This window comes from Alloalcanivorax dieselolei B5, assembly GCF_000300005.1.
Classification (GTDB): Bacteria; Pseudomonadota; Gammaproteobacteria; order Pseudomonadales; family Alcanivoracaceae; genus Alloalcanivorax; species Alloalcanivorax dieselolei.
Map to the genome: position 1 here is coordinate 1,226,552 of NC_018691.1, position 21,250 is coordinate 1,247,801.

General features: G+C 63.2%; 18 protein-coding genes. 12 read left to right on the forward strand and 6 right to left on the reverse strand.

Annotated features, from left to right (window positions below):
- Nucleotides 1-22: 22 nt before the first annotated feature.
- Nucleotides 23-202 carry a hypothetical protein gene (locus B5T_RS05615; protein ID WP_014993504.1) on the reverse strand — a complete coding sequence of 60 codons (180 nt, stop codon included), beginning with the start codon at nt 200-202 and terminating at the stop codon, nt 23-25.
- Between the two features lie 89 nt (nt 203-291).
- Nucleotides 292-774, reverse strand: coding sequence for a hypothetical protein (locus tag B5T_RS05620; protein ID WP_014993505.1), 483 nt, complete (start codon nt 772-774; stop codon nt 292-294).
- Nucleotides 775-923: 149 nt separating this feature from the next.
- Between B5T_RS05620 and B5T_RS05625 the strand changes: the two genes are divergently transcribed.
- Nucleotides 924-1,652, forward strand: coding sequence for a dienelactone hydrolase family protein (locus tag B5T_RS05625; protein WP_014993506.1), 729 nt, complete (start codon nt 924-926; stop codon nt 1,650-1,652).
- Nucleotides 1,653-1,728: 76 nt separating this feature from the next.
- Here the strand turns inward: B5T_RS05625 and B5T_RS05630 are convergent, their stop codons facing one another.
- The 3 genes from B5T_RS05630 to B5T_RS05640 form a co-directional block, all read right to left on the reverse strand.
- Complete coding sequence (locus B5T_RS05630; protein WP_014993507.1) at nt 1,729-2,379, reverse strand: alpha/beta hydrolase; 651 nt, start codon at nt 2,377-2,379, stop codon at nt 1,729-1,731.
- A 16-nt stretch (nt 2,380-2,395) separates the two neighbouring features.
- Nucleotides 2,396-5,269, reverse strand: coding sequence for an RNA polymerase-associated protein RapA (gene rapA, locus B5T_RS05635; protein WP_014993508.1), 2,874 nt, complete (start codon nt 5,267-5,269; stop codon nt 2,396-2,398).
- An 87-nt stretch (nt 5,270-5,356) separates the two neighbouring features.
- A complete protein-coding gene (locus B5T_RS05640) occupies nt 5,357-6,151 on the reverse strand; it encodes a helix-turn-helix domain-containing protein (protein WP_014993509.1) in 795 nt (264 codons plus the stop codon).
- A gap of 80 nt (nt 6,152-6,231) precedes the next feature.
- On the opposite strand from B5T_RS05640, the gene B5T_RS22195 reads away from it, so the two are divergent.
- The 6 genes from B5T_RS22195 to murI all read left to right on the forward strand — a co-directional run bounded on the left by B5T_RS22195 (nt 6,232) and on the right by murI (nt 13,607).
- Nucleotides 6,232-6,630, forward strand: coding sequence for a hypothetical protein (locus B5T_RS22195; protein ID WP_014993510.1), 399 nt, complete (start codon nt 6,232-6,234; stop codon nt 6,628-6,630).
- 48 nt (nt 6,631-6,678) lie between these two features.
- Complete coding sequence (locus tag B5T_RS05645) at nt 6,679-7,038, forward strand: DUF4345 family protein (RefSeq protein ID WP_014993511.1); 360 nt, start codon at nt 6,679-6,681, stop codon at nt 7,036-7,038.
- A gap of 45 nt (nt 7,039-7,083) precedes the next feature.
- Complete coding sequence (locus tag B5T_RS05650; protein ID WP_014993512.1) at nt 7,084-7,266, forward strand: hypothetical protein; 183 nt, start codon at nt 7,084-7,086, stop codon at nt 7,264-7,266.
- A gap of 32 nt (nt 7,267-7,298) precedes the next feature.
- Nucleotides 7,299-8,177, forward strand: a complete 879-nt coding sequence (locus tag B5T_RS22200) for an alpha/beta hydrolase family protein (RefSeq protein ID WP_014993513.1) — start codon at nt 7,299-7,301, stop codon at nt 8,175-8,177.
- Nucleotides 8,178-8,271: 94 nt separating this feature from the next.
- Nucleotides 8,272-12,819: a tetratricopeptide repeat protein gene (locus B5T_RS05660; protein WP_014993514.1), complete on the forward strand. Its 4,548-nt coding sequence runs from the start codon at nt 8,272-8,274 to the stop codon at nt 12,817-12,819.
- Nucleotides 12,816-13,607: a glutamate racemase gene (gene murI, locus B5T_RS05665; RefSeq protein ID WP_014993515.1), complete on the forward strand. Its 792-nt coding sequence runs from the start codon at nt 12,816-12,818 to the stop codon at nt 13,605-13,607. Before B5T_RS05660 ends, murI begins: the two co-directional genes overlap by 4 nt.
- A gap of 192 nt (nt 13,608-13,799) precedes the next feature.
- Here murI and B5T_RS05670 read toward each other — a convergent pair whose 3' ends face one another.
- Entirely contained in the window at nt 13,800-14,513 is a 714-nt protein-coding gene (locus tag B5T_RS05670; RefSeq protein WP_014993516.1) for a Crp/Fnr family transcriptional regulator, read from the reverse strand.
- Nucleotides 14,514-15,034: 521 nt separating this feature from the next.
- Between B5T_RS05670 and B5T_RS05675 the strand changes: the two genes are divergently transcribed.
- From B5T_RS05675 to B5T_RS05695, 5 genes are all read left to right on the forward strand, one after another.
- Nucleotides 15,035-16,981 carry an AMP-binding protein gene (locus tag B5T_RS05675; RefSeq protein ID WP_014993517.1) on the forward strand — a complete coding sequence of 649 codons (1,947 nt, stop codon included), beginning with the start codon at nt 15,035-15,037 and terminating at the stop codon, nt 16,979-16,981.
- A gap of 3 nt (nt 16,982-16,984) precedes the next feature.
- Nucleotides 16,985-17,806, forward strand: coding sequence for an ABC transporter ATP-binding protein (locus tag B5T_RS05680; RefSeq protein WP_014993518.1), 822 nt, complete (start codon nt 16,985-16,987; stop codon nt 17,804-17,806).
- A 2-nt stretch (nt 17,807-17,808) separates the two neighbouring features.
- Complete coding sequence (locus B5T_RS05685) at nt 17,809-18,693, forward strand: branched-chain amino acid ABC transporter permease (protein WP_014993519.1); 885 nt, start codon at nt 17,809-17,811, stop codon at nt 18,691-18,693.
- Between the two features lie 4 nt (nt 18,694-18,697).
- A complete protein-coding gene (locus tag B5T_RS05690; protein ID WP_014993520.1) occupies nt 18,698-19,756 on the forward strand; it encodes a branched-chain amino acid ABC transporter permease in 1,059 nt (352 codons plus the stop codon).
- A gap of 103 nt (nt 19,757-19,859) precedes the next feature.
- Nucleotides 19,860-21,188 (forward strand): ABC transporter substrate-binding protein, encoded by a 1,329-nt coding sequence (locus B5T_RS05695; RefSeq protein ID WP_014993521.1) that lies wholly within the window; start codon nt 19,860-19,862, stop codon nt 21,186-21,188.
- Nucleotides 21,189-21,250: the final 62 nt, after the last annotated feature.

Genomic DNA, 21,250 nt, shown 5'->3' on the forward strand with positions numbered 1-21,250 from the left:
GTTCCCGGTAAAGCGTCCAAATTCAGATTTTTTTCTCTTCGCGTTCTCTGGCCGGCGTTTCGGTGGCCGAGGTGACGCCCGATTCCAGGGTTTCCACCGTCGGTGAGTCGATGTCGCTGCTCTCCACCCGGGCCAGGGTGGGTTGGGACAGCCAGAGCGTGGCGGTGATCGCCAGCAAGCCTTGAATCGCTAATCTGGGCATGGGAACTCCTGATTCTCCGTGTCGGTGGTTCCAAAGTCGCACTTTCAATGTGACGCCGGAGAAGAGCAGGGGTTCCCTCCGTGGTTTCGTTAGCGGGTCAACTGGAAAATGTCGATGATGGTCTGGGTGGCGTCCAGGACACGAACCACCTCATTGTCGATGACGTAGTCGGAATAGCCGTATCCACCGCGATAGCCGTCCCCGTAGTAGCTGTCGGGCAGGCGGTAGCCGAACCGGCGGAGATCATCGGACAGGCGGTGGCCGGATTGCAGTTTCTTGCGCCATCCCGGCGGCAGTTCGCCGGTGCGGGCCAGCTTTTTGCGCAGTCCCGGTGGCAGATCCGAACCGGAGGGGTAGCGCTGATAAAAGCGGCCAAGCCGATCCCGCTCATCCCGGGAGAAGCGATAGTCGCGCCAATCACGGTCGTTATGGTATTCGATCCGCTTTTCCACTTTATGTGGTTTGCCGCTGTGCTTGTTGCCGTTTCCGGCCCAGGGGGGCGGATCCGCCTGCGCCGCGCCGGCGGCCAGCAGGGCGCCCACAGCCAGTGTCGTAATCAGTTTGCGGCCCATGGTTGCGTCCTCCTTAAGGATTCTGTGCAATGCTCGTTCTCCCAATATAAGTGCGGCGGCTGGTTGAAACGGTGTGCCGGTGCCCGGGATTACGAGATTTTATCTTTGTCACGGTGTTATCACGCCGTTTGATATGACGGGAGAGGAATATGTCGGAAGTTGAAGTGCGGACCGTGTCCTATGAGGTGGACGGAGCCCCCTTCGAGGGGAGGTTGCTGTATCCGGCGGCGGGCAAGCCTGACCGGGCCCTGTTGATGGCGCCGAACTTTTACGGTGTCAGCGACGCCGCCGAGAAGCTGGCCCGGGAGCGGGTGGGAGAGCGCAATGTCATCCTGGTCCTGGATCCCTATGGCGTGGGCGTGCGTCCCGGCAACGCCGGAGAAGCGGCGGAGGCCATGGGCGCGATCCGCAACGACAATGCCGCCCTGCGTGCCCGGTTGCGGGTGGCACTGGCGGTGTTGCGCGAGGAAGCGGGCAAGCTGGGCGTGGCCGAGGACCGGCTGGCGGTGTTCGGTTTCTGTTTCGGTGGTGCCTGTGCTTTGGAACTGGCCCGCGACGGCGCCCGGATCCGGGCGGCGGCGTCGTTCCACGGCCTGCTGGAGACGCCGGAGCCGGCGCAAAGCGGCCCGATCCAGGGGCCGGTGCTGGTGATGAACGGTGCCGATGATCCCATGGTCAGCGCCGAAGCGATCGCCGCCTTCAAGGAAGAAATGGACAACGCCGGCGCTGACTGGACCTTTATCAACTACGGGGGCGCGGTGCACTCCTTCACCGACCCCAACGCCAGCAATCCGGGCACCAGCGAGTACAACGCCAAAGTGGCGCGGCGTGCCTTTGCCGCCATGGACGACCTGTTCGACGAGGTGTTCGCCGACTGAGCCGCTGTGGGAAGCTGCCTTGGCAGCGAATCAACGTGTAAGCAGGGCTTGACCCACAACGGTGGGGCAGCGGTGGTCAGTCGAGCACGCTATGCAGGAACGCGGCGATGTCCTGGATCTCTTCCAGACACACCGCGTGTTCCATGGGGTAGGTCTTGTAGTCCGTGGAGTAGCCTTTGGCGCTCAGCGTCTCCGCCGCCCGGCGGCCTCCTTCCTCGGGTACCACGGGGTCGAAAGTGCCGTGGGCGACGAAGATCGGCAGAGCCTGGTTGGCATCGCTGAACTGGATGCTGTCGGCGGTGGCGAAGTAGGTGGACAAGGTCATCAGGCCGGCCAGCCTTGCCGGATGGCGCAGAGCCACCTCATAGGCCACCGCGCCGCCCTGGGAAAAGCCGGCGACAACAATGCGTTCGGTGGGAATGCCGCGCTCGATTTCACGCGCGATCAGGGCGTCGATTTGCGCCGCCGAGCGACGGATACCGTCCTCGTCGATCGGCCCGCCGCCGCCCAGACTGATGATGTCGTACCAGGCCGGCATGACCATGCCGCCGTTGACGGTCACCGGAATTTGCGGCGCGTGCGGAAACACGAAACGGGTGCTCTTGCGTGCCAGCTCCGGCACCACCGGTTCGAAATCATGGCCGCTGGCGCCCAGGCCATGCAGCCAGATCACGCTGGTTTCGGCGGGCTGCGGCGGTTCGATTTCCACGCAGGGCAGATAGCTCATTCCGGCACTCCTTAACTCAGTTTCCGGCAACGATCACACGGACCGCTTCCAATTGCACCCGCGCCTGGTCCAGATAAGCGGCCAGGGCCCGGGTCTGCGCTTGCAGGAACTCGATCTCTTCGTCGCGCACCGCCGGGTTCTTTTCCCGCAGTGCCTTGAGCCGGGCCAGTTCCGCTTGTTGATGACGGTTCATCGCTTCGCGGGCGCTGTCGATATGTTCTTCCGCCGCTTCCTTGGCCCGTGATTCATTGGCGCGCAGCAGTTTTTCCAGTAGCGCCTTCTGGCTGCCAACCACTTTGCGGGCCAGCGGCTTTTCCAGCTTGTGGCATTGCCGGCACAGGCCCGGGAAGTCGATGGCCTGGGACAGATCGCGCCCCTTTGGATCAAGCAGATGGCGGATCGTCACCGTCGGCAGGAAGCGGTCCAGTTGCAGATGCCGGGGAGCGCTGCACGACACCGTATAGATGGTTTCCACCAGCAGGGTGCCGGCGGGGATTTTGGGGTTCTTGAGCAGCGCCACCGAGGCTCGGCCACGGGTTTCGGTAAGCAGGCGGTCCAGCACACCGGTGACCATCGGGTGTTCCCAGGTCAGGAACTGCATGTCGTCCCGGGCGATGGCGGTGCCGCGCTGGTCGGTGACGGTAATGCCTTCTTCCGGCAGACCGGGGAACGGTTCGCGCAAATGCGGCGCCGGCTTCAGTACCCAGGCGTGTTCGGAGTGGTCTTCCTGATCAACGCCGTAGTGTTCGAACACCTCGCCGAGGAACGCCATGGGCGTTTGCCCGTCTTCCCGGGCCAGTTGATCACGCAAGCCGTCGGCCTGTTCACGGTCGCAGGACGCCATTTCCAGCAGGCGGTCCCGGCCTTCCTCCAGGCGCTGGCGCAGCTCATCGGCGACCTCCCGGGTTTGTGCCAGCAGGGCGGTGACCTTGGCGTCGTCGTCCGGGGCGCGCAAGGCCTGTTCCAATGCTTCCCCGCAGCGCTGCCCAATCTCGTGACCAGCCGGGTTGGTGTGCTCGAACGCGCCCATGCCTTCGTGGTACCAGTGGAACAGGACTTGCTGGGCGTGGGCCTGGAAGTGCGGCACATGGATCTGAATGGTGTCGGTCTGGCCGATGCGGTCCAGGCGGCCGATGCGCTGCTCCAACAAGTCCGGATTGCGCGGCAGATCGAGCAGCACCAGATGATGGGCGAACTGAAAGTTACGGCCTTCGGAGCCGATCTCGGAGCAGATCAGGGCCTGGGCGCCGTCCACTTCGTCAGCGAAAAAGGCGGCGGCGCGGTCCCGCTCGATCAGATCCATGTCCTCATGGAACACCGCCAGATTCAGTCCCAGCTTGTAGCCGCAGTGGGCGTGCAGATCGATGGCGGTATTGCGATGCGCGCAGATCACCAGCACTTTTTCGCCACGATGTTGCTTGAGGAACTGCTCCAGCCAGTCGGTGCGCGGATCCTCGGCGCACCAGCGGTCGTCCCGGTAAGCGGTTTCCGGATACAGCGCCAGTTCCAGATCCTCGTCCTCGTCCAGGCGATAGGCATCCGGCAAGGGCAGCGGATAACCCTCAACCCGTCGCTGCGGGAAGCCGGCCACATTGTGCCGGGTGTTGCGGAACATCACCCGGCCAGGGCCGAAGCGGTCCAGCAATTCGCCCAGAATGGCATCGCGGCGGCTTTCGTCGATGTCTTCGCCGGGCAGCCAGTGGGCGGCGCTTTCGCGCAGTTGCGCCGACCAGTTGGATTCATCGTGCAGAGCACCGGCCAGTTCCGCCACCTGCCGATACTGCTGCTGTTCCTCGATGAACGCGTCCAGGCTCGGGTAGCGGTCCGGGTCCAGCAGGCGCAGGCGGGCAAAGTGGCTTTCCAGCCCCAGCTGTTCCGGCGTGGCGGTGAGCAGCAGCAGACCACGGGCCTGACGTGACACCTGTTCCACCCGGTTGTAGGCCGTGGAGGGCTGTTCCGGGCTCCAGGCCAGATGGTGGGCTTCGTCCACCACCAGCAGGTCCCATTCCGCCTCGGCCAGCAGGTCGATGTCGCAGCCTTCCAGGAAAGTGGTGCTACACAGGACCAGTTGTTCGGACAGAAAAGGATTGTCCTGGGTGGTCGATTCCTGACCGGTTTCCTCGGCGATGATATCCGCCAGCATGTTCTTGATGCTGGCGGCGCTGGAGGCGCCGAGCGCTTGCAAACGGCTTTCGTCGAAAATGCTGAAACGCAGATTGAAACGCCGTGCCATTTCCACGAACCACTGATGCACCAGGGCATCGGGCACCACCACCAGCACTCGCTGCGCGCGCCCGGTATAGAGTTGCTGATGCAGAATCAGACCCGCCTCGATGGTTTTACCCAACCCCACTTCATCGGCCAGCAACACCCGCGGTGCGTAGCGACGCGCCACCTGCTCGGCGATATACAACTGATGACCGATCAGATCGATACGGGCGCCACGCAGGCCCTGCAGGGGAGACCGTTCGCTCTGGGCCTTGGCCTGCAGCGCCTTGATGCGCAGTTCGAACCAGCGATTGGAGGACAGCTGGTTGGCCAGCAGCCGCTCCTGGGCGCCATTGAGGGCCAGCTGATGGCCGAGATGGGACTCGGGTACCGGCTGTACATTGTCCGGCTGATCCATCGGATGGGCGTGATAGACCAGCAGACCGTTGAGGTCATTGACCGCCTGAACTTTCAGCTCAAGGCCGTCGCCAGTGGTCAGGGTCTCACCCACGTCGAAGGTGACCCGGGACAGCGGCGCGTTGTTTTTGGCGTAGGTCCGCTCTTCCTCCACCGCCGGGTAGTTCACCGTGACCAGGCGGTAGTCCACCTCCTTGATCACGCCGAGACCCAGCTCGGTTTCGGATTCACTTAGCCAGCGTTGCCCGGGAACAAATTCGGTCATGGATATGCGATCGCCTGGATGGTTGCGGGGGCGGGCGATTATACGGGTTTGTGGCGCCGGCTTCGATGCGTGTCGGTGAAAAACGAATCAACCACCGCCGTTCTCGCCGGCCTGTGTCCTGAACCACTGCGCTGTCGCCTCATCGGCGGGGAAATATTGTTCTATGCGCAACTCTTCCATCACCACGTCCACCGCGGTGCCGAAACTGGCCAGGGTGGAGAAGGCGTTCAGACGTTGCCCGCCGATGTTGAGCACCAGTGTCAACATTGGGTCCGTACTCACCGGCATGTCCACCGGAATCCGGCTGAGATCGGCCAGCGTCGCCAGGCGCCGGTGCAGGCGGTGCAACGCCGGGTCCGGTCGCGCATGCAGATCGCGGCGCAGATGCCGTAGCAGGAACGATGCCACCACTGGCCAGTTCTCGATGAACGGGCGGAAGCCGTCGGGATGAAACGCCAGTTCCATGATATTGGTGGTGTCCGGCAGCGGGCCGCGCTCCGCCACCATGGCCGCCACGATGTGGTGCTGAGCCGGATTGGCCAACAGCAGGTTCCAGTGCGCGTCCAGCACCACCGCCGGATAGGGCAGGTGGTTCTCCAGCATCAGATTCAGCGCCTGCCGCACCGGGGCCATGGACGGCTCGTCCAGGCGGGTTTCGCCAAAGGCCGGCGGGTGACCGGCGGCGGTGAGCAGGTAGTTGGTTTCCCTGAGGCTCAGATCCAGCGCCCCGGCCAGCCGTTTAAGCATATCCGCGCTCGGGCGGGAGCGGCCATTTTCGACAAAACTGAGATGGCGGCTGGAAACGCCGGCGTTATTGGCCAGCTCCAGCTGGCTGATGCGTCGGGTGCGGCGCCAGTCCGCCAGTATCGTGCCTGCCTGCATGTGATTACCTCCGAGGTAATTGTTTTGATTACCCCTGGCGGGGATTCTGACTCTATCAGAAACCACGAAGGAGAAAGATCATGCCCTGGCAATCCTTGAAATCCGCACTGTTGTTCAATGCCATTGTCTGCGCCGTGTTCGGCGTTCCGCTGGTCGCCGCTGGCGCCTTCTTCGCCGGTCTGGCCGGCGCCCATGCCGGTGCTATTCCGGTGTGGCTGGCTACCGCCGCCGGTGCCGTGTTGTTGGTGCTGGCGGTGGATCTGGCCTGGGTCGCCACCCGCCGCCCGATTCCGCGTCTGCTGGCGCGATTGTTGACCCTGGCGGACGCCGCCTTTGTCGTGGCGATGCCGGTGGTGATGCTGGTGGCGGCACCCTGGCTCTCCAATATCGGTCAATTGCTGCTGGCGGACCTGGTGCTGATCACCGCCTTCTGTGTGTGGTGCCAGTGGCGTGGCCTGCGGCAGACGGCGCACGCATGATGTCCCGGGGCGGCGTTCCGGCGCCGCCCCGTTCACGGAGGATCCGCCATGACTCTGTTACTGCTTCCGGTGGCACTGGTGTTTCTGGTGATGGGCCTTGTCGCTCTGGCCCGTCCGCCAATGGTACTGGCGTATTTCGATGTTCATACCTTGCCCGCGCCGATGCGCAACGAAGTGCGCGCGGTGTACGGCGGTTTCGGTATCGCCATCGCCGCGCTCTTGCTGGTGGCCTGGGTCTCGCCGCTCTGGCGTGACGGCATCACCGTCACGGTGGCGGTGGCGTTGCTGGGGATGGCGGCGGGGCGTCTGGTCTCCTGGGCACTGGAACGGGCCCTGCCGAAATGGCCGGCGCGGTTTCTGCTGCTGGAACTGGTGATGGCGGCGATGCTGGCGGCTGTCGTGTGGTGAGCGGGACGGCTATGCTGAAGGGCTCTTCTTATACGAGGCCCGGCCATGGCCGACATTCTGCCCTTCAAGAAACCGGCGAAAAAGAAAGCCGCCAACAAAAGCCTGTGCCGCCACGGCTTTCATAAATGGGTGGTGGCGAAGGACACCACCTTTGATTCCAAACAGGGGCGTCTGGTCACTCTTTACCGGTGCCAGCGTTGCGGTAAGACGAAAACCGAAGCGCGCTGAGGAGACCCCCTCCCGGCGTGGGGAGAAAGGGGATGAACGAAGCGCAGTTGGTACAGATCGATAACGGAAAAGGCTATTCGGTGCCGGTCACCTGGGTGTCCGGTGGCGGCCCGGTCTTTCTGGTAATGGGCGCCCTCGGCGTGGCCGCGCCCTTCTACGACAAACTGGTGGCGGAACTGGCTGCGCAGGGCTGGTCGGTGGCGCTGATGGAGCAGCGGGGCCTGGGCAGCAGCACGTTGCGTCCTTCGCGACGGCATAATTGGGGCTTCCGCGACATCGTCGAGGACGACGTGCCGGCGGTGCTGGACTGGATCGCAAAAGAGGCGCCACAGCGGCCGGTTTACCTGTTCGGTCACAGTCTCGGCGGCCACTATGCGGCCATGTGCGCCGGCCTCTACCCGGGGCGTTTCGAGGGCATCGTCATGTGCGCCTGCGGCAGCCCCTGGATCACCGCTTATCAGGAAGCGGACCGCCGCCGGGTGCAACGGCTCACCCGCCTGATTCCGTTGTGCCACTTGTTGTTTGGCTATTACCCCGGTGACCGCCTCGGTTTCGGGGGACGCGAAGCGCGTGGTGTGATGAGCGACTGGCGTCACCTGGCGCTGACCAATCGTTATCGGGTCGGTGCCGATGACCGCCGGGTGGATCAGGCGTTGGCGGACTACACCGGCCCCGCCTTGATGTTGCGCATGGAGAATGACCCTTTTGCCTCCGCCATCGCGGTGGATTCGGTGTTGCGGCGCTTTCAGCGTCACCGCCCGGAAGAGCAGGTGCTGAGCGCCGGGGAGATCAACGACAAGGCTGACCATTTTCGCTGGGCCAGACGGCCGGCGGCGGTGGTGGCGCGTCTGGCGCGGTGGCTGGAAGCCGATCAGGCGCGGCCGGCCGGGGCGTCCGCGAGCCGAATCTGAGACTACGTTCCCACAACGAACCGCCGCATACGGTGCGGTTCTCGTCTCGCACGGCTAACATGTCCCTCTTTTTTAAAGGCAAGGGGAGGGGAGCGTGCAGCAGGGAGTCACCGAAACCACGGATGCGTTGTGGCAAGCGCGCCAAAAGTACCAGCAGGGGCTGTACCGGCAGACCTTCGATATTTTGCGTCGCGAACACGGTGAACCGGCGCAATGGCGAGACCCGGAATTGCAATTGCTGGGCGGCCGCACGCTGAACCATCTGGGCCGCTCCCGTACCGCCCTGGCACTGATGCAGCGCGCCTGGCGTGGCGCACCGGAGCGGCCGCGCCAGCGCTATTATCGGGGTTTTCAGTTGCTTGGCCGGCGCGGGCCCTGGGCGGCGCTGCGCTTCATCCAGCGGCACGGCGAGATCCTGTGCGAGGACGACCCTCATCTGCAAGGGCTGTGGCTGGGTCATTTCGCCACGCTTTACAGCATCTACCGCGATTGGGAACGCAGTCACGAATTCCTCGAACGGGCCCTGGCCCTGCATCCGAATTCCTCCTGGCTGGCGCTCGAACACGCCGTCATTCTGCAGCGGGAAGACCGCTATCCGGAGGCCATGGCGGTATTGGCGCCGTGGCTGGCGTCACCCACGCCACCGCGTCCGGTGGTGGCCGCCGGGGCCGAATTACTGCTGCTACTGGACCACCGCGACGACGCCGTGGCGTTGCTGGCCAAGCATGCCCCCCGAATGGAATCGGTGGAGCTGTGTCTGCGTCTCTATGATCTGCTGCTGGAAAATGGCGAGCGCGACGCCGCCGCCGAAGCGCTGCAAAGAGCCCGCTACCTGGTGCCGGAACTGCCGGGCACCGTGGACCGGGAACTGGTCTACCGGGAGTTCGAGCTGCACTATGAGCGCGGTGAGCTGGATCAGGCACTGCAGGCCGCCGACGAACTGAAGGATCCGTTCGTGGTCAGTGTCCGCGAGAGCCTGCGTGAACGTCGTGACCAGCCGGCGGAGGCGTTGTTGCCGGTGGCGTTCGTGCGCCAGCATCACATGACCTGCGCGCCCGCCACGTTCGTGGCCCTGGCCCGCTACTGGGGCCACCAGTTCGACCACCTGGAGGTGGCGGAGCAGATTTGCTACGACGGCACGCCCGCTTCCACCGAGCGGCGCTGGATCAGCGAACTGGGCTGGCACGTGCGTGAATTCGAAATGGATCACGACATCATTCGCGCCTTGCTGGATCGGGGTGTGCCGGTGGCGCTGTCCACGGTGGAGCCCGGCAGCGCCCATATGCAGGCCATTGTCGGTTACGACTTGCGCAAGGGCGTGTACAAAATCCGTGATCCGTTTTCACCGCTGATCAGCGAAATGCTGATGGACGGCGCCGCCAAACGCTACGCCGCCACCGGCCCGCGCTGCATGGTGGTGGTGCCGTCGGATCAGGCCGGGCGGCTGGATGGCATCGAACTGCCGGCGGCACGCCTGTACGACCATTACCATGATTTGCAACTGGCGCTGGAGCGGCACGATCGGTCGGCGGCGGTGACGGCGCTGGAACAGTTGCGCCGGCAAGGCGCCGAACATCGCCTGGTGTTGTGGGGAGAGCGCAGCCTGGCCGCCTATGACCACGACGCGCCGGCCTCGTTGAAGACCCTGGATGCGCTGCTGGAACGCTATCCGGAAGACCTCAATCTGATCGCCTCGCGGGCGGATATGCTCGGCGAACTGGGCCGGTTCCAGGAGCAGCGTGCCTATCTGCGTGAGCAACTGGAGGCCGGCCACAGTCATCCGCTGCTGATTCAGACGCTGGTCCATGCCCTGCGCCACGACTATCGGGTGGCGCAGGAGACCCATCAATGGCTGGAGCGCTTGTTGCGCCTGGAGCCGACCCGCGCCACCGCCTTGTATTCCCTGGCCGGGCTGAACTGGGACGAGGGCAAACGCGAGCAGGCGTTTGAACTGTATCGGCTGTGCGCCTGCCTGGAAGACAAGGTGGAGCGCTACGCCCAGAGCTATTTCAAGGCGGCCCGCTTTTTGCGCCAGACCGACCAGGCTCTTGACTGGCTGCGCCGCCGCGCCGACCGGCTTGGGCCATTGTCCGCCGATGCCCGGGTGACGCTGGCGTTGATGCTGGAGCAGTTGGATCTGAGTCGTGAAGCCGCGGAGGTGTTCGAGCAGGCTCTGAACGAGCATCCGCGCAACGTCTGGCTGGTCAATGAAGCCCTGATTTTCTATCAGAGCCGCTCTGATCTGGAACGCGCCCGGGCGTTACTGGCCCAACGCCGCGCCGATCTGCCGGAAGCGATGGTGCTGGAGTTCGAGGGGGATATCGCCCGCCAGGCCGGGGATCTGGAGCAGGCGAGCGTTCACTTCCGGGCGCTGCTGGCGCTGCGTCCGTTCCACACCGGCGCGCTGCGTTTTGTCGCCGGCCAGCTACGGCGCGACGACAGCCTGGAGGCGGCGCTGGCGTTCATCGATCGCCAGGGTAGCCTGAATCCCCACGACTACGGCATTCGCGGCGTCAAGCTCGACTTCCTTGAGGCACTGCCGCCCAGTCAGCGCTGGCCGCAACTGGAGGCGTTGGCGGCGCAGGCCGGGGACGACAGCCGGGTGGCCCAGGCCATGGCCGATTGCGCCCTGGAGCGCGGCGATTACGCCCAGGCCCTGCGTTTCGCCGGCAGGGTGCTGGCGGAAGCCCCGGACGACCATCAGGCCCTGGTGGTCAGCGCGCGAGCCCATCTGCTGGCCCAGGACAACGACGCCGCGGCGCAGGCGTTCCGTGCCGCGATCCAGGCCAGCGTGGACCGGCCGGATGCGTTTCACGGCTTGCTGGAGTGTTATCCGGACGTGGCCGCCAAGCGCGAGGCGCTGGGCTTCATCCACCGGCAACTGTTGGAGCAGGTGACCTTTGGTGACGGTGTGCAGGCGTTCGTGGCGCTGGCCCGCCGCTTCCTCACGGATGACGAGGTGGCGGCGTTCGTGGACCAGGTCATCGCGGAGCGTCCGGACCTGTGGCAGAGCTGGCTGGCCGCCGCCCATTTTCATCGTGATGTACGCCATCTGGAGCGCGCCCTGGAGTGCATTCGGGAGGGTTGCCGGCGTTTTCCCCTGATCCCGCGCCTGTGGCTGGAAAGCGGTCGTTTGCGTTTGCTGGCGGACGACACCGAGGGGGCCGAGGCCGATCTGACCGAGTGTCTGCGGCAATCACCGGACTGGGTCCAGGCAGTGATTTCCCTGTCCGATGTGTTGGAAGTGCGGGGCGATTTTGATGCCTCCGAAGGGCACATCGACCGCGCTTTGCGGCGTTTGCCCCGGGAAGGCCTGCTGCTGGGCTACAAGTCCGATCTGCTGTGGCGGCGCGGGCAGCGCAAGGAGGCCTTTGACACCATGGTCCGCGCTTTGGCCGAGACCCCGGATTACCACTGGGGCTGGGACAAACTGGGCGAATGGGCGCGGGAAACCGATCGCCGTGACGAGGCGCTGGCACTGGCGGAACGTCTCGCCAACGAGCAGGAGAGCAACGCTGATCTGTGGCGCCACTGCTATCTGCTCACCGACCAGCAGGATCAGGAGCTGGCGTTCATCGAGCGGGCGCGGGCGCTGCGTCCCCACGACCCCTCTCTGGTGATCGACCAATGCGAGGTGTTGCACCGGATTGGCCGGGAAAAGGAGATCGAGCCGCTGCTGTCACGGGACTACTGGCGCGGGCCGCCGCCCACCGAGGTGCTGGGCTTCACCGCCTGGCTGCGTCATCAGCAGGGCGATCGCGACACCGCCATCAGCATGATGCGGGATCAGGTACTGCGCGATGATCCGGCGTTCTCCCGTGGCTGGCGTCTGCTGGCCACCTGGTACAAGGACGCCGGAGAGGTGGCACCCTGTCTGCACGCCAGCCGCCAGTTGGTGGCACTGCAGCCGGGGCATGCCGGTGCCCTGGTGGAAGCCGCCGAACTGATGCTGGAGGTGACCGAGGGCGACGCCCGGCGGGCCATCGAGGAGGAAGTGTCCGATTATCTTGAGCGGGCCCTGGCGCGGGACTATTCCGACACCTATATCCAACTGACGTTGCTGGATCACTATATGGACAGCGGCCATCCCGAGCGGGCGCGGGAACTGATGACCCGTATCCTGGTCGACGAGGGCAACGTCTTTGTGCGCGCCCGCCAGTTGCGGCTGGCGCTCGAGTCCGCTGAGCTGGACGCGGCCTGGCCGCTGTATCAAAGCGTGATCCGCGACTGGCGCGACAACAACTGGCTGCTGCTGGAGCCGCTGGCATGGGTGGCGACCGCCGGCGCCGATGCCCGCCAGGCACTGTGGAGGGCGGTTCCGGACTGGCTGGCCGACCCCGACATGCCCGACGCCGTGGTGGTCGTCTGGGCCCGGGCCCAGGCGCTGGCTGGCGTGCCCGGCGATGAACTGGTTGCTAACCTGGAGCGGTTACGCCGCGATCCGCGGCGCGGCGGGCTGTTCGGTTTCGCGCTGGAGTGGCTGCTGGACAGTGACGAGATCGATCCGGCGGTACGTCTGCGTCTGGTGCGTCGCCACTGGTGGCGCCTGCGCGGTCAGGAACGGGCCGCCACCGCCGCCAGGCGCTTCCTGGCCGGGCAAAAGCGCTGGCTGTGGTGGCTGTGGCTGCGGGTGGTGCTGTGAGCCGCCCGGTGTTGGTGTTCGATTCCGGTGTCGGCGGCCTGTCGGTGGTGACGGCCCTGCGCCAACAGGTGCCGGGCCTGCCGCTGGCTTATGTCTGTGACAACGCCGCCTTGCCCTACGGCACCAAGCCGGATTCCTGGTTGCTGCGCCGGATCGTTGACGTCTGCGTGGCGGCGGTGGCGGCCAGTGACGCCCGGGTGCTGGTGGTGGCCTGCAATACCGCCAGCACTCTGGCGCTGGAGGCGTTACGGGAACGGCTGGCGATTCCGGTGGTGGGGACGGTGCCGGCGATCAAACCGGCGGCGCGACTGAGCCGCTCCGGAGTCATTGCGTTGCTGGCCACCACCGCCACCGTGACGCGCCCCTACACCGACCGTCTGATCGAGGAATTCGCCGGCCACTGCACCGTGGCGCGCGTCGCCGCCGACCCGCTGGTGGCCCAGGCGGAACGCTGGCTGGCCGGAGAGCCGCTGGACGCCCGGGTGCTCGCCGAGTGTCTGGCGCCTCTGGCGGCGATTGCCAAGCTCGATACGGTGGTGCTCGGCTGCACCCATTTCCCGTTGCTGCGGGAATCCCTGGCCTCCATGGCGCCAGGCCCGGTGCACTGGATCGACTCCGGCGACGCCATTGCCCGGCGGGTGGTGCAGGTTGTGGGAGAGGTGTCCCAGTCAACGGTGTCCTCCGGCGCCTTCCTCAGCTGGGCCACGGCGCCGGACAACCCCGGCCTGGCCCGCGCCTTCTCCGGATTCGGCTTCCAGCCACCTAAACGGCTCAATGAGGCAAGTTGACAGTTGATAGTGGACAGTTGACAGCGAAAAACAAAAAAGTCGATCCATATGTTTTCTGTGGGAAGCTTGCTTGCAAGCGAATATTGCTAAACGCCTGAGCGAACCCCATTCGCTTGCAAGCAAGCTTCCCACAGCAGTTCAGTCCCTTGTTTTTGCTGTCAACTGTCCACTATCAACTGTCAACTGCCTTTCTCATTCCCCATAGTCCCGCAGCGCTTCCAGGTCCTGGATGTTGATGCGGCCGTATTCCACTTTCAGCAGGCCGTTGGCTTCCAGTTCGCGCAGGGCCTGGTTGGCGCGCTGGCGCGACATGCCGCACAGTTGCGCCACGTCCTCCTGGGAGACTTTCAGGCTCAGGGAGCCGTTGGGGTAGAGGTAGGAATTGAACAGCGTGGCCAGGCAGCGGGCCACGCGGGCCTCGGGGCGCAGCATGCGATCGAAACTGACCATGGAAATGAACAGGCCCAGGCGTTCGTTCAGTTGCCGCAGCAGGAAGCGGTTGAAGGCGATGCTGTTGTCCAGCAACCAGGTGAACGTGGTTCGGGGCATCAGCGCCACCCGGGTCTGGCCCACCGCGATACCGTCATAGCGGCGCGGTTCGTCCTTGAGTAGTGAGCCTTCGCCGAACCAGCCACCGGCATTGACCCCGGTAAGGGTGATCGCCTTGCCCTCCGGGGACAGCACACTGAGTTTTACCAGCCCCTGAATCACGCCGATCCAGTGGTCCGCCGGGTAGCCCTGATGACAGACGTACTCCCCCGGGCCCACCTCCCGCTCGGTGATCTGGCTACGCACGTGATCCAGCGTCACGGAATCCAGGTTCTGAGCCCAGATCGAGTCGCGCAGCATGCTCTCCACATCGCCGTGGGAGGTGGTGATGTCATCGCTATGATCTTTGACGGACATGGTGTTGTAATCCCGTACTCCGGTCTGAAAAAGAGCTTCTTTCCCAGATTGTCGCGGAAACGACAGCTTGGTGCAGCCAGTCGATGATATAGATGGTCATGCGCTGATGCGCCGGCCCTGGATGATCCCGCGGACGCCGTTGTGCGGACCGCTTGCAAAAGGCCGTCAGGCGGGTAGCCTGAAACAGAAAAGAGTAAGTATAAGAACGGTTAATAACAATAACGTCGTGGTCCGAGCGGCCACGCAAAAGCTGGAGGTGAGAGCCTTGACGTGTATCCCTCGTTTGGCGGGCGGCACTGTTGGCACCGGTATGACCACTGTTGGTAGTACCACTGCCGGTAGTACCAGTGAAAGTACCATGACTGCCATGAGCGCCGCGATTTCCTGTCATTCCCTTGTCCGGCCCCGCGCCGTCACCGCATCCCGAGTCTGTCCGAGCCGCACCGAAATCACGGTGGTAAACCCCTGTTTCACCTTGACCAACCTTCGGATTGGTATGAGAAAAAAGGGAGGTGTCCGCCATGTCGGTCAATGAACTGGACACATTCCCCAAACTGTTGATGCATAACGCCGAGCATCGGCCGAATGTGGACGCCATGCGAGAAAAGGATCTGGGTATCTGGCAAACCTGGACCTGGCGCCAGGTGTACAAGGAGGTGGAAGCCCTGGCCGGTGGGCTGAAGGCACTCGGGCTGCAGCGTGGCGACCGGGTGGCGGTGATCGGCGACAATCGGCCGCAACTGTATTGGTCAGTGGCCGCGGTACAGGCCATGGGCGCCGTCCCGGTGCCGCTGTATCAGGATTCGGTCGGCGACGAAATGCAGTATGTCCTGCACCATGCTGAAGTCCGCTTCGCGGTGGTGGAAAACCAGGAGCAAGTGGACAAGGTACTGGACATCAAAAGTCAGGTGCCGAGCCTGGAGACGATGGTCTATGACGACCCTCGGGGCCTGCGCAGTTACCCGGAACCGTTTCTGCACGAACTGACCGGGGTGCAGGAAAAAGGCCGCGCCTACGCCCGTGAGAACAGTGATTTCTTCGCTCGCGAAGTGGCCCTCGGTCAGGGGCCGGACCTGTCCATCATCGTCTACACGTCCGGTACCACCGGCCGGCCCAAGGGTGTCATGCTCAGCTATGACAATCTGATCGAAACCGGCAAGCTGGCGGTGAAGTTCGACAACATCACCGAGAAAGACGAAACCCTTGCCTATCTGCCGATGGCTTGGGTGGGCGATCACTTCATCACCTACGGCGAGAGCCTGATCTCCGGCTTCTGCTTCAACTGCCCGGAATCTCCGGAAACGGTGATGACCGATCTGCGCGAAATCGGCCCCACTTACTTCTTCGCGCCGCCACGGATCTGGGAAAACCTGATCACCAATGTGATGGTGAGAATGGAGAACGCCAGCCGTCTCAAGCAGATCATGTTCCAGCATTTCATGAAGGTGTCCCGCAAGGTTGGCGTGCGTCTGCTGGAAGGCAAGCCGGTGTCGTTGCTCGAGCGATTGCATTACGCCTTGGGCAATGTGCTGGTTTACGGACCTCTGCGCAACGTACTCGGTTTCAGCCGCATTCGTCTGGCCTATACCGCCGGTGAAGCGCTGGGGCCGGACATTTTCGACTTCTTCCGTGCCCTGGGCATCAATCTCAAACAGCTGTACGGACAGACCGAGTGTTCCGTATACCTGTGCCTGCAGAAGGACAATGACGTGCGCCCGGACACTGTCGGGCCGCCGGCGGAAGGCGTGGAAATACGGCTGGACGAGAACGGTGAAGTGTTGTTCCGCAGCCCCGGCGTATTCATGGGCTATTACAAGAACGAAGAAGCCACCCGCGACACCAAGACCGAGGATGGCTGGGTGCACAGCGGCGATGCCGGCATGTTCACCGAGGATGGCCATCTGCGCATTATCGACCGGGCCAAGGATGTGGGACGTCTCAATGGCGGCACCCTGTTCAGTCCCAAGTTCGTCGAGAACAAACTGAAGTTCCACCCGCACATCAAGGAAGCGGTGGCGTTTGGCCATCAACGGGATTATGTCACCGCCTTCATCAACATCGACTTCGAAGCGCTGAGCAACTGGGCGGAACGCCGCAACATCTCGTTCACCGGCTATATGGACCTGGCCGGCCGCGAGGAGGTGTATCAGTTGATCAGGGAAGAGGTGGAAGCGGTCAATCGGGATCTGTCCGGGGATCCGGAAATGACATCGATCCAGATTCATCGCTTTCTCATCCTGCATAAGGAGCTGGACCCGGACGACGGCGAAATCACCCGTACCCGCAAGGTGCGCCGGCGCATCATCGCCGAGCGCTATGAGCCGCTGATTTCGGCGCTTTACGGTGGTGACGAGCGGGTGGACGTGGATGTCCGGGTGACTTACGAGGATGGCGGCACCGGTCAACTGCGTTCCACGCTGTCGATCAGTGACGCCAGTACCTATCAGCAGCTCAGCAAGGCGGGGTGACCCATGGTGGCAACGGTTTCCGATCTGACGCCGCGCGAGCAGGCGTCGGAAATACTGCTCAAAGTCGAAAATGTGGAGCTGCGTTTTGGCGGGGTCTGTGCCCTTCGTGACGTGGGCTTCGAAATCCGCAAGGGTCAGATCTTTTCCATTATCGGACCCAACGGGGCGGGCAAGTCGTCGATGCTCAACTGCATCAACGGTTTCTATCACCCCACTTCCGGGACCCTGACCTACAAAGGCCGGCCGCGTAAGCACATGCGGCCCTACGTGACCGCCAGCCAGGGCATCGCCCGGACCTTCCAGAACATCGCCCTGTTCAAGGGCATGTCGACGCTGGACAACATCATGACCGGCCGGCACCTGAAGACCAAAGCCTCGCTGCTGGAGAACGCGTTCTGGTTTGGCCGTGCCCGCCGCGAAGAGCTGGAGCACCGGCGTTTCTGCGAGGAGATCATCGATTTTCTCAATCTGCAGCATGTACGCAAGACCCCGGTGGGCACCTTGCCCTACGGCCTGCAGAAGCGGGTGGAACTGGGCCGGGCGCTGGCGGCGGAGCCGGAATTGCTGCTGCTGGACGAGCCCATGGCGGGCATGAACCTGGAAGAAAAACAGGACATGGCCCGTTTCATTCTCGACGTCAATGATGAGTACGGCACCACCATCTGTCTGATCGAGCACGACATCGGCGTGGTGATGGATCTGTCCGATCGTATCGTGGTGCTGGATCACGGCGAGAAAATCGGCGAGGGCACGCCCAGGGAGGTGAGTAACGATCCCAAGGTGATCGAGGCTTATCTGGGTGTTCAGGAACAGGAGAGCGCATAGCCATGATGTTTTTTCTGGAAGTTCTCATCGGCGGCTTGCTGGCCGGTGTGATGTACGCACTGGTGGCGCTGGGCTTCGTTCTGATTTTCAAGGCCTCCGGCATCTTCAACTTCGCCCAGGCGGCGATGGTGCTGTTCGCGGCCATGTTCATGGGCGGCATGCACAACGACTGGGGCCTGCCGTACTGGCTGGCGATCCCGATCACCCTGGTGATCATGATCGGTGTGGCCTGGGTTATCGAAAGGGTGGTGTTGCGCCCGATGGTGAACCAGGAACCGATCATTTTGTTCATGTCCACCATCGGTATTTTCTTCGCTCTGATCGGCTTCGCCGAGATTTTCTGGGGCAGCCGCTCACGCACTCTGGACGTGGGCATCCCCTCCGATCCGATCTTTCTCGGTGACCTGCTGCTGCAGAGCTATGACCTGATCACCGCGGCCATCGTCGCCGCGCTGGTGGTGGGGCTGGTGCTTTTCTCGCAGAAAACACGCATGGGGCGGGTATTGAGGGCGGTGGCGGATGATCATCAGGCGGCGCAGTCGGTGGGCATCAAGCTGAGCACGGTGTGGGTGGTGGTGTGGTCCATCGCCGGGCTGGTGGCGGTGGTGGCCGGTATCGTCTGGGGCGGTGCCCTGGGAGTGCAACCGGTGATGGTGGACGTGGCGTTCAAGGCGCTGCCGGTGCTGTTGCTGGGTGGACTCACGTCGATCCCGGGTGCCATCGTCGCCGGCCTCATCATCGGCGCCGGCGAAGCTCTGGCGGAGGTCTATCTGGGACCGATCATCGGCGGGGGCATCGACAGCTGGTTCGCGTACATCATTGCCATGGCGTTCATGGTATGGCGGCCGGAAGGCCTGTTTGGCGAAAAAATTATAGAAAGGATCTGACCGCATGATTTATCGCGAATCCGGACAGTTCAAAAAGACCTATCAGGCCGACCAGGCGATTCTGCCGCTGCGCCAGGACCGTATTTTTCTGATCCTGGTGTTGCTGGTGGCGTTCCTGGTGGTTCCGTTCACCGCGTCCAACTATGTGATGAACTCGTTGCTGCTGCCGTTTCTGATTTACTCACTGGCGGCCATCGGGCTCAACATCCTGGTGGGCTATTGCGGACAGATATCCCTGGGCACCGGCGGCTTCATGGCGGTGGGCGCGTTCGCAGCCTGGAACCTGGCGATCCGCACCGACTTGCCGATGCCGGTGATCTTCGTGCTGGCGGGGTTGATCACCTCCGGCGCCGGGGTGCTGTTCGGCCTGCCGGCACTGCGGATCAAAGGGTTCTACCTGGCGGTGACGACGCTGGCGGCGCAGTTCTTCCTGGTGTGGTTGCTGCAGCGTCCCTGGTTCAACAACTACAGCGCTTCCGGGGTGATCTCGGCACCGGATTTCCACATGTTCGGCTGGAGCATCGAGACGGTTACCGACCGCTACTATCTGTCGCTGATCATCTTGGTGGTGATGGCGCTGCTGGCCAAGAATCTGGTACGCAGCGCCACCGGCCGTAAATGGATGGCGATCCGCGATATGGACGTGGCGGCGGAAATCATCGGTATCCGGCCCATGCCCACCAAATTGAAGGCGTTCGCGGTGAGCTCATTCTTCATCGGTATCGCCGGGGTGCTCTGGGCGTTCCTGTACCTGGGGCAACTGGAGGCGGATGCGTTCAATATCTACACCTCCTTCGACGTGTTGTTCATGGTGATCATCGGCGGCCTGGGGTCGATTCTGGGCTGCTTCCTCGGCGCCGCCTTTGTGGTACTGGTGCCGATCTTCCTCAATATCATTCCCAGCGCCCTGGGATTGCCATTGAGCACCGCCATGATCAGCTACATTGAAGTGTTCATCTTCGGCTCTCTGATCATTTTCTTCCTGATCGTGGAGCCCCATGGCATGGCCCGTTTGTGGAGCATCGCCAAACAGAAACTGCGGCTGTGGCCGTTCCCCTATTGATCACGACGGTGATGGAGAGGGGTGTAACAGGAAGAATCGCCCGGTCGGGCGGACAATGAAATAACAATCAAGGGTCGGGGGCTTGCCCCCTTGGAGGACGATCATGAAAACAACAATGTTGAAGAAAGCGGCGCTGATGGGGCTGAGTGCCTGCATCGGCCTGACCGGCGCGATGTCCGCGCAGGCTCAGGAGGCCAAAGAGCAATACCTGCCCAGTCTGGTGTATCGCACTGGCCCCTTCGCACCCAGCGGCATCGGTTTCGCCGATGGCTTCGCCGATTACGTGACGTTGATCAATCAGCGCGATGGCGGTATCAACGGCGTGAAAATTCGCCTTGAGGAGTGCGAAACCGGTTATGCCAATGACCGGGGCGTGGAATGTTATGAACGTCTCAAGGACCGTCACGGCGGCGCCACCGTGGTGGCGCCGTTGTCCACCGGGATCACCTACGCGCTGATTCCGCGTACCCGGGCGGACGGCATCACCATGAGCACCATGGGCTACGGCCGCGCTGACGCCGCCTATGGTCCGGTGCTGGATAACGTCTTCATGGTGCCCACTACCTACTGGTCCAGCACCACCGTGGTGATGGACTACATCGCCGAGCAGGAAGGCGGCTGGGAAAACTTGAAAGGCAAGGATATTGTCCACGCCTATCACGATTCCGCCTATGGTAAGGAGCCGCTGGGCGTGCTGCGCCACTATGCTGAGAAGTACGGCTTCACTCTGCACGAAATGCCGATCTCTCCGCCGGGCGTGGAGCAGCGCACGGTGTGGACTCAGGTACGCCGCATCAAGCCGGATTGGATTTCCCTGTTCGGCTGGGGCGTGATGAACCCCACCGCCATCCGTACCGCCTCTTCCATGGGCATTGATGTCAGCCACATGATTGGCGGTATCTACGCTGCCCAGGACGATGCGGTGAAACCCGCGGGAGAAGACGCCAAGGGCTACAAGGCGGTTACCTTCCACGGTCCCGGCGCCGACTATCCGATCTACGAAGAACTGAAAGAGCACGTCTACGACAAAGACATGGCGGCCGGTTCCGGTGATGCCAAAGGCTCCATCGCCTATAACCGGGGCCTGATCAACGCCGGTTATATCGTCGAAGCCTGGCGTCAGGCCCAGGAGATGTCCGAGAAAGGTCGGCCCTCCACCCGTGAGGAAACGCTGAAGGCGTGGCAGAGCCTGAACATCCCCGAGGCCCGCACCAAGGCGTTGGGTATGGGCGGTCTGATGCCGCCGGTGCACATCACCTGCCTGGACCACGAGGGCCCCGGCATGGCGCTGATTCAGCAGTGGAACGGCGAAGCCTGGGAACAGGTCACCGAATTCCGCAAGCCGAACAAGGATCTGGTGTTCCCGATGTACAAAGCGTCGGCGGAAGCCTACGCCAAGCAGGAAGGCATCACGCCCAAATCCTGCGACTAACGGTCCTGTGACTAACGGCGCGGTGCCGGAGCAGTAGACACTCCGGCACCGCTGACCGAACA

Excerpts from the sequence above, each read along its gene's own strand:
- B5T_RS05620 (WP_014993505.1), bottom strand. The coding sequence starts at position 774 with ATGGGCCGCAAACTGATTACGACACTGGCTGTGGGCGCCCTGCTGGCC.
- B5T_RS05650 (WP_014993512.1), top strand. The coding sequence starts at position 7,084 with ATGGCCGACATTCTGCCCTTCAAGAAACCGGCGAAAAAGAAAGCCGCC.
- B5T_RS05645 (WP_014993511.1), top strand. The coding sequence starts at position 6,679 with ATGACTCTGTTACTGCTTCCGGTGGCACTGGTGTTTCTGGTGATGGGC.
- B5T_RS05630 (WP_014993507.1), bottom strand. The coding sequence starts at position 2,379 with ATGAGCTATCTGCCCTGCGTGGAAATCGAACCGCCGCAGCCCGCCGAA.
- B5T_RS05670 (WP_014993516.1), bottom strand. The coding sequence starts at position 14,513 with ATGTCCGTCAAAGATCATAGCGATGACATCACCACCTCCCACGGCGAT.
- rapA (WP_014993508.1), bottom strand. The coding sequence starts at position 5,269 with ATGACCGAATTTGTTCCCGGGCAACGCTGGCTAAGTGAATCCGAAACC.
- B5T_RS05695 (WP_014993521.1), top strand. The coding sequence starts at position 19,860 with ATGAAAACAACAATGTTGAAGAAAGCGGCGCTGATGGGGCTGAGTGCC.
- B5T_RS05615 (WP_014993504.1), bottom strand. The coding sequence starts at position 202 with ATGCCCAGATTAGCGATTCAAGGCTTGCTGGCGATCACCGCCACGCTC.
- B5T_RS05675 (WP_014993517.1), top strand. The coding sequence starts at position 15,035 with ATGTCGGTCAATGAACTGGACACATTCCCCAAACTGTTGATGCATAAC.
- B5T_RS05690 (WP_014993520.1), top strand. The coding sequence starts at position 18,698 with ATGATTTATCGCGAATCCGGACAGTTCAAAAAGACCTATCAGGCCGAC.
- B5T_RS05685 (WP_014993519.1), top strand. The coding sequence starts at position 17,809 with ATGATGTTTTTTCTGGAAGTTCTCATCGGCGGCTTGCTGGCCGGTGTG.
- B5T_RS05680 (WP_014993518.1), top strand. The coding sequence starts at position 16,985 with ATGGTGGCAACGGTTTCCGATCTGACGCCGCGCGAGCAGGCGTCGGAA.
- B5T_RS22200 (WP_014993513.1), top strand. The coding sequence starts at position 7,299 with ATGAACGAAGCGCAGTTGGTACAGATCGATAACGGAAAAGGCTATTCG.
- B5T_RS05625 (WP_014993506.1), top strand. The coding sequence starts at position 924 with ATGTCGGAAGTTGAAGTGCGGACCGTGTCCTATGAGGTGGACGGAGCC.
- B5T_RS22195 (WP_014993510.1), top strand. The coding sequence starts at position 6,232 with ATGCCCTGGCAATCCTTGAAATCCGCACTGTTGTTCAATGCCATTGTC.
- B5T_RS05640 (WP_014993509.1), bottom strand. The coding sequence starts at position 6,151 with ATGCAGGCAGGCACGATACTGGCGGACTGGCGCCGCACCCGACGCATC.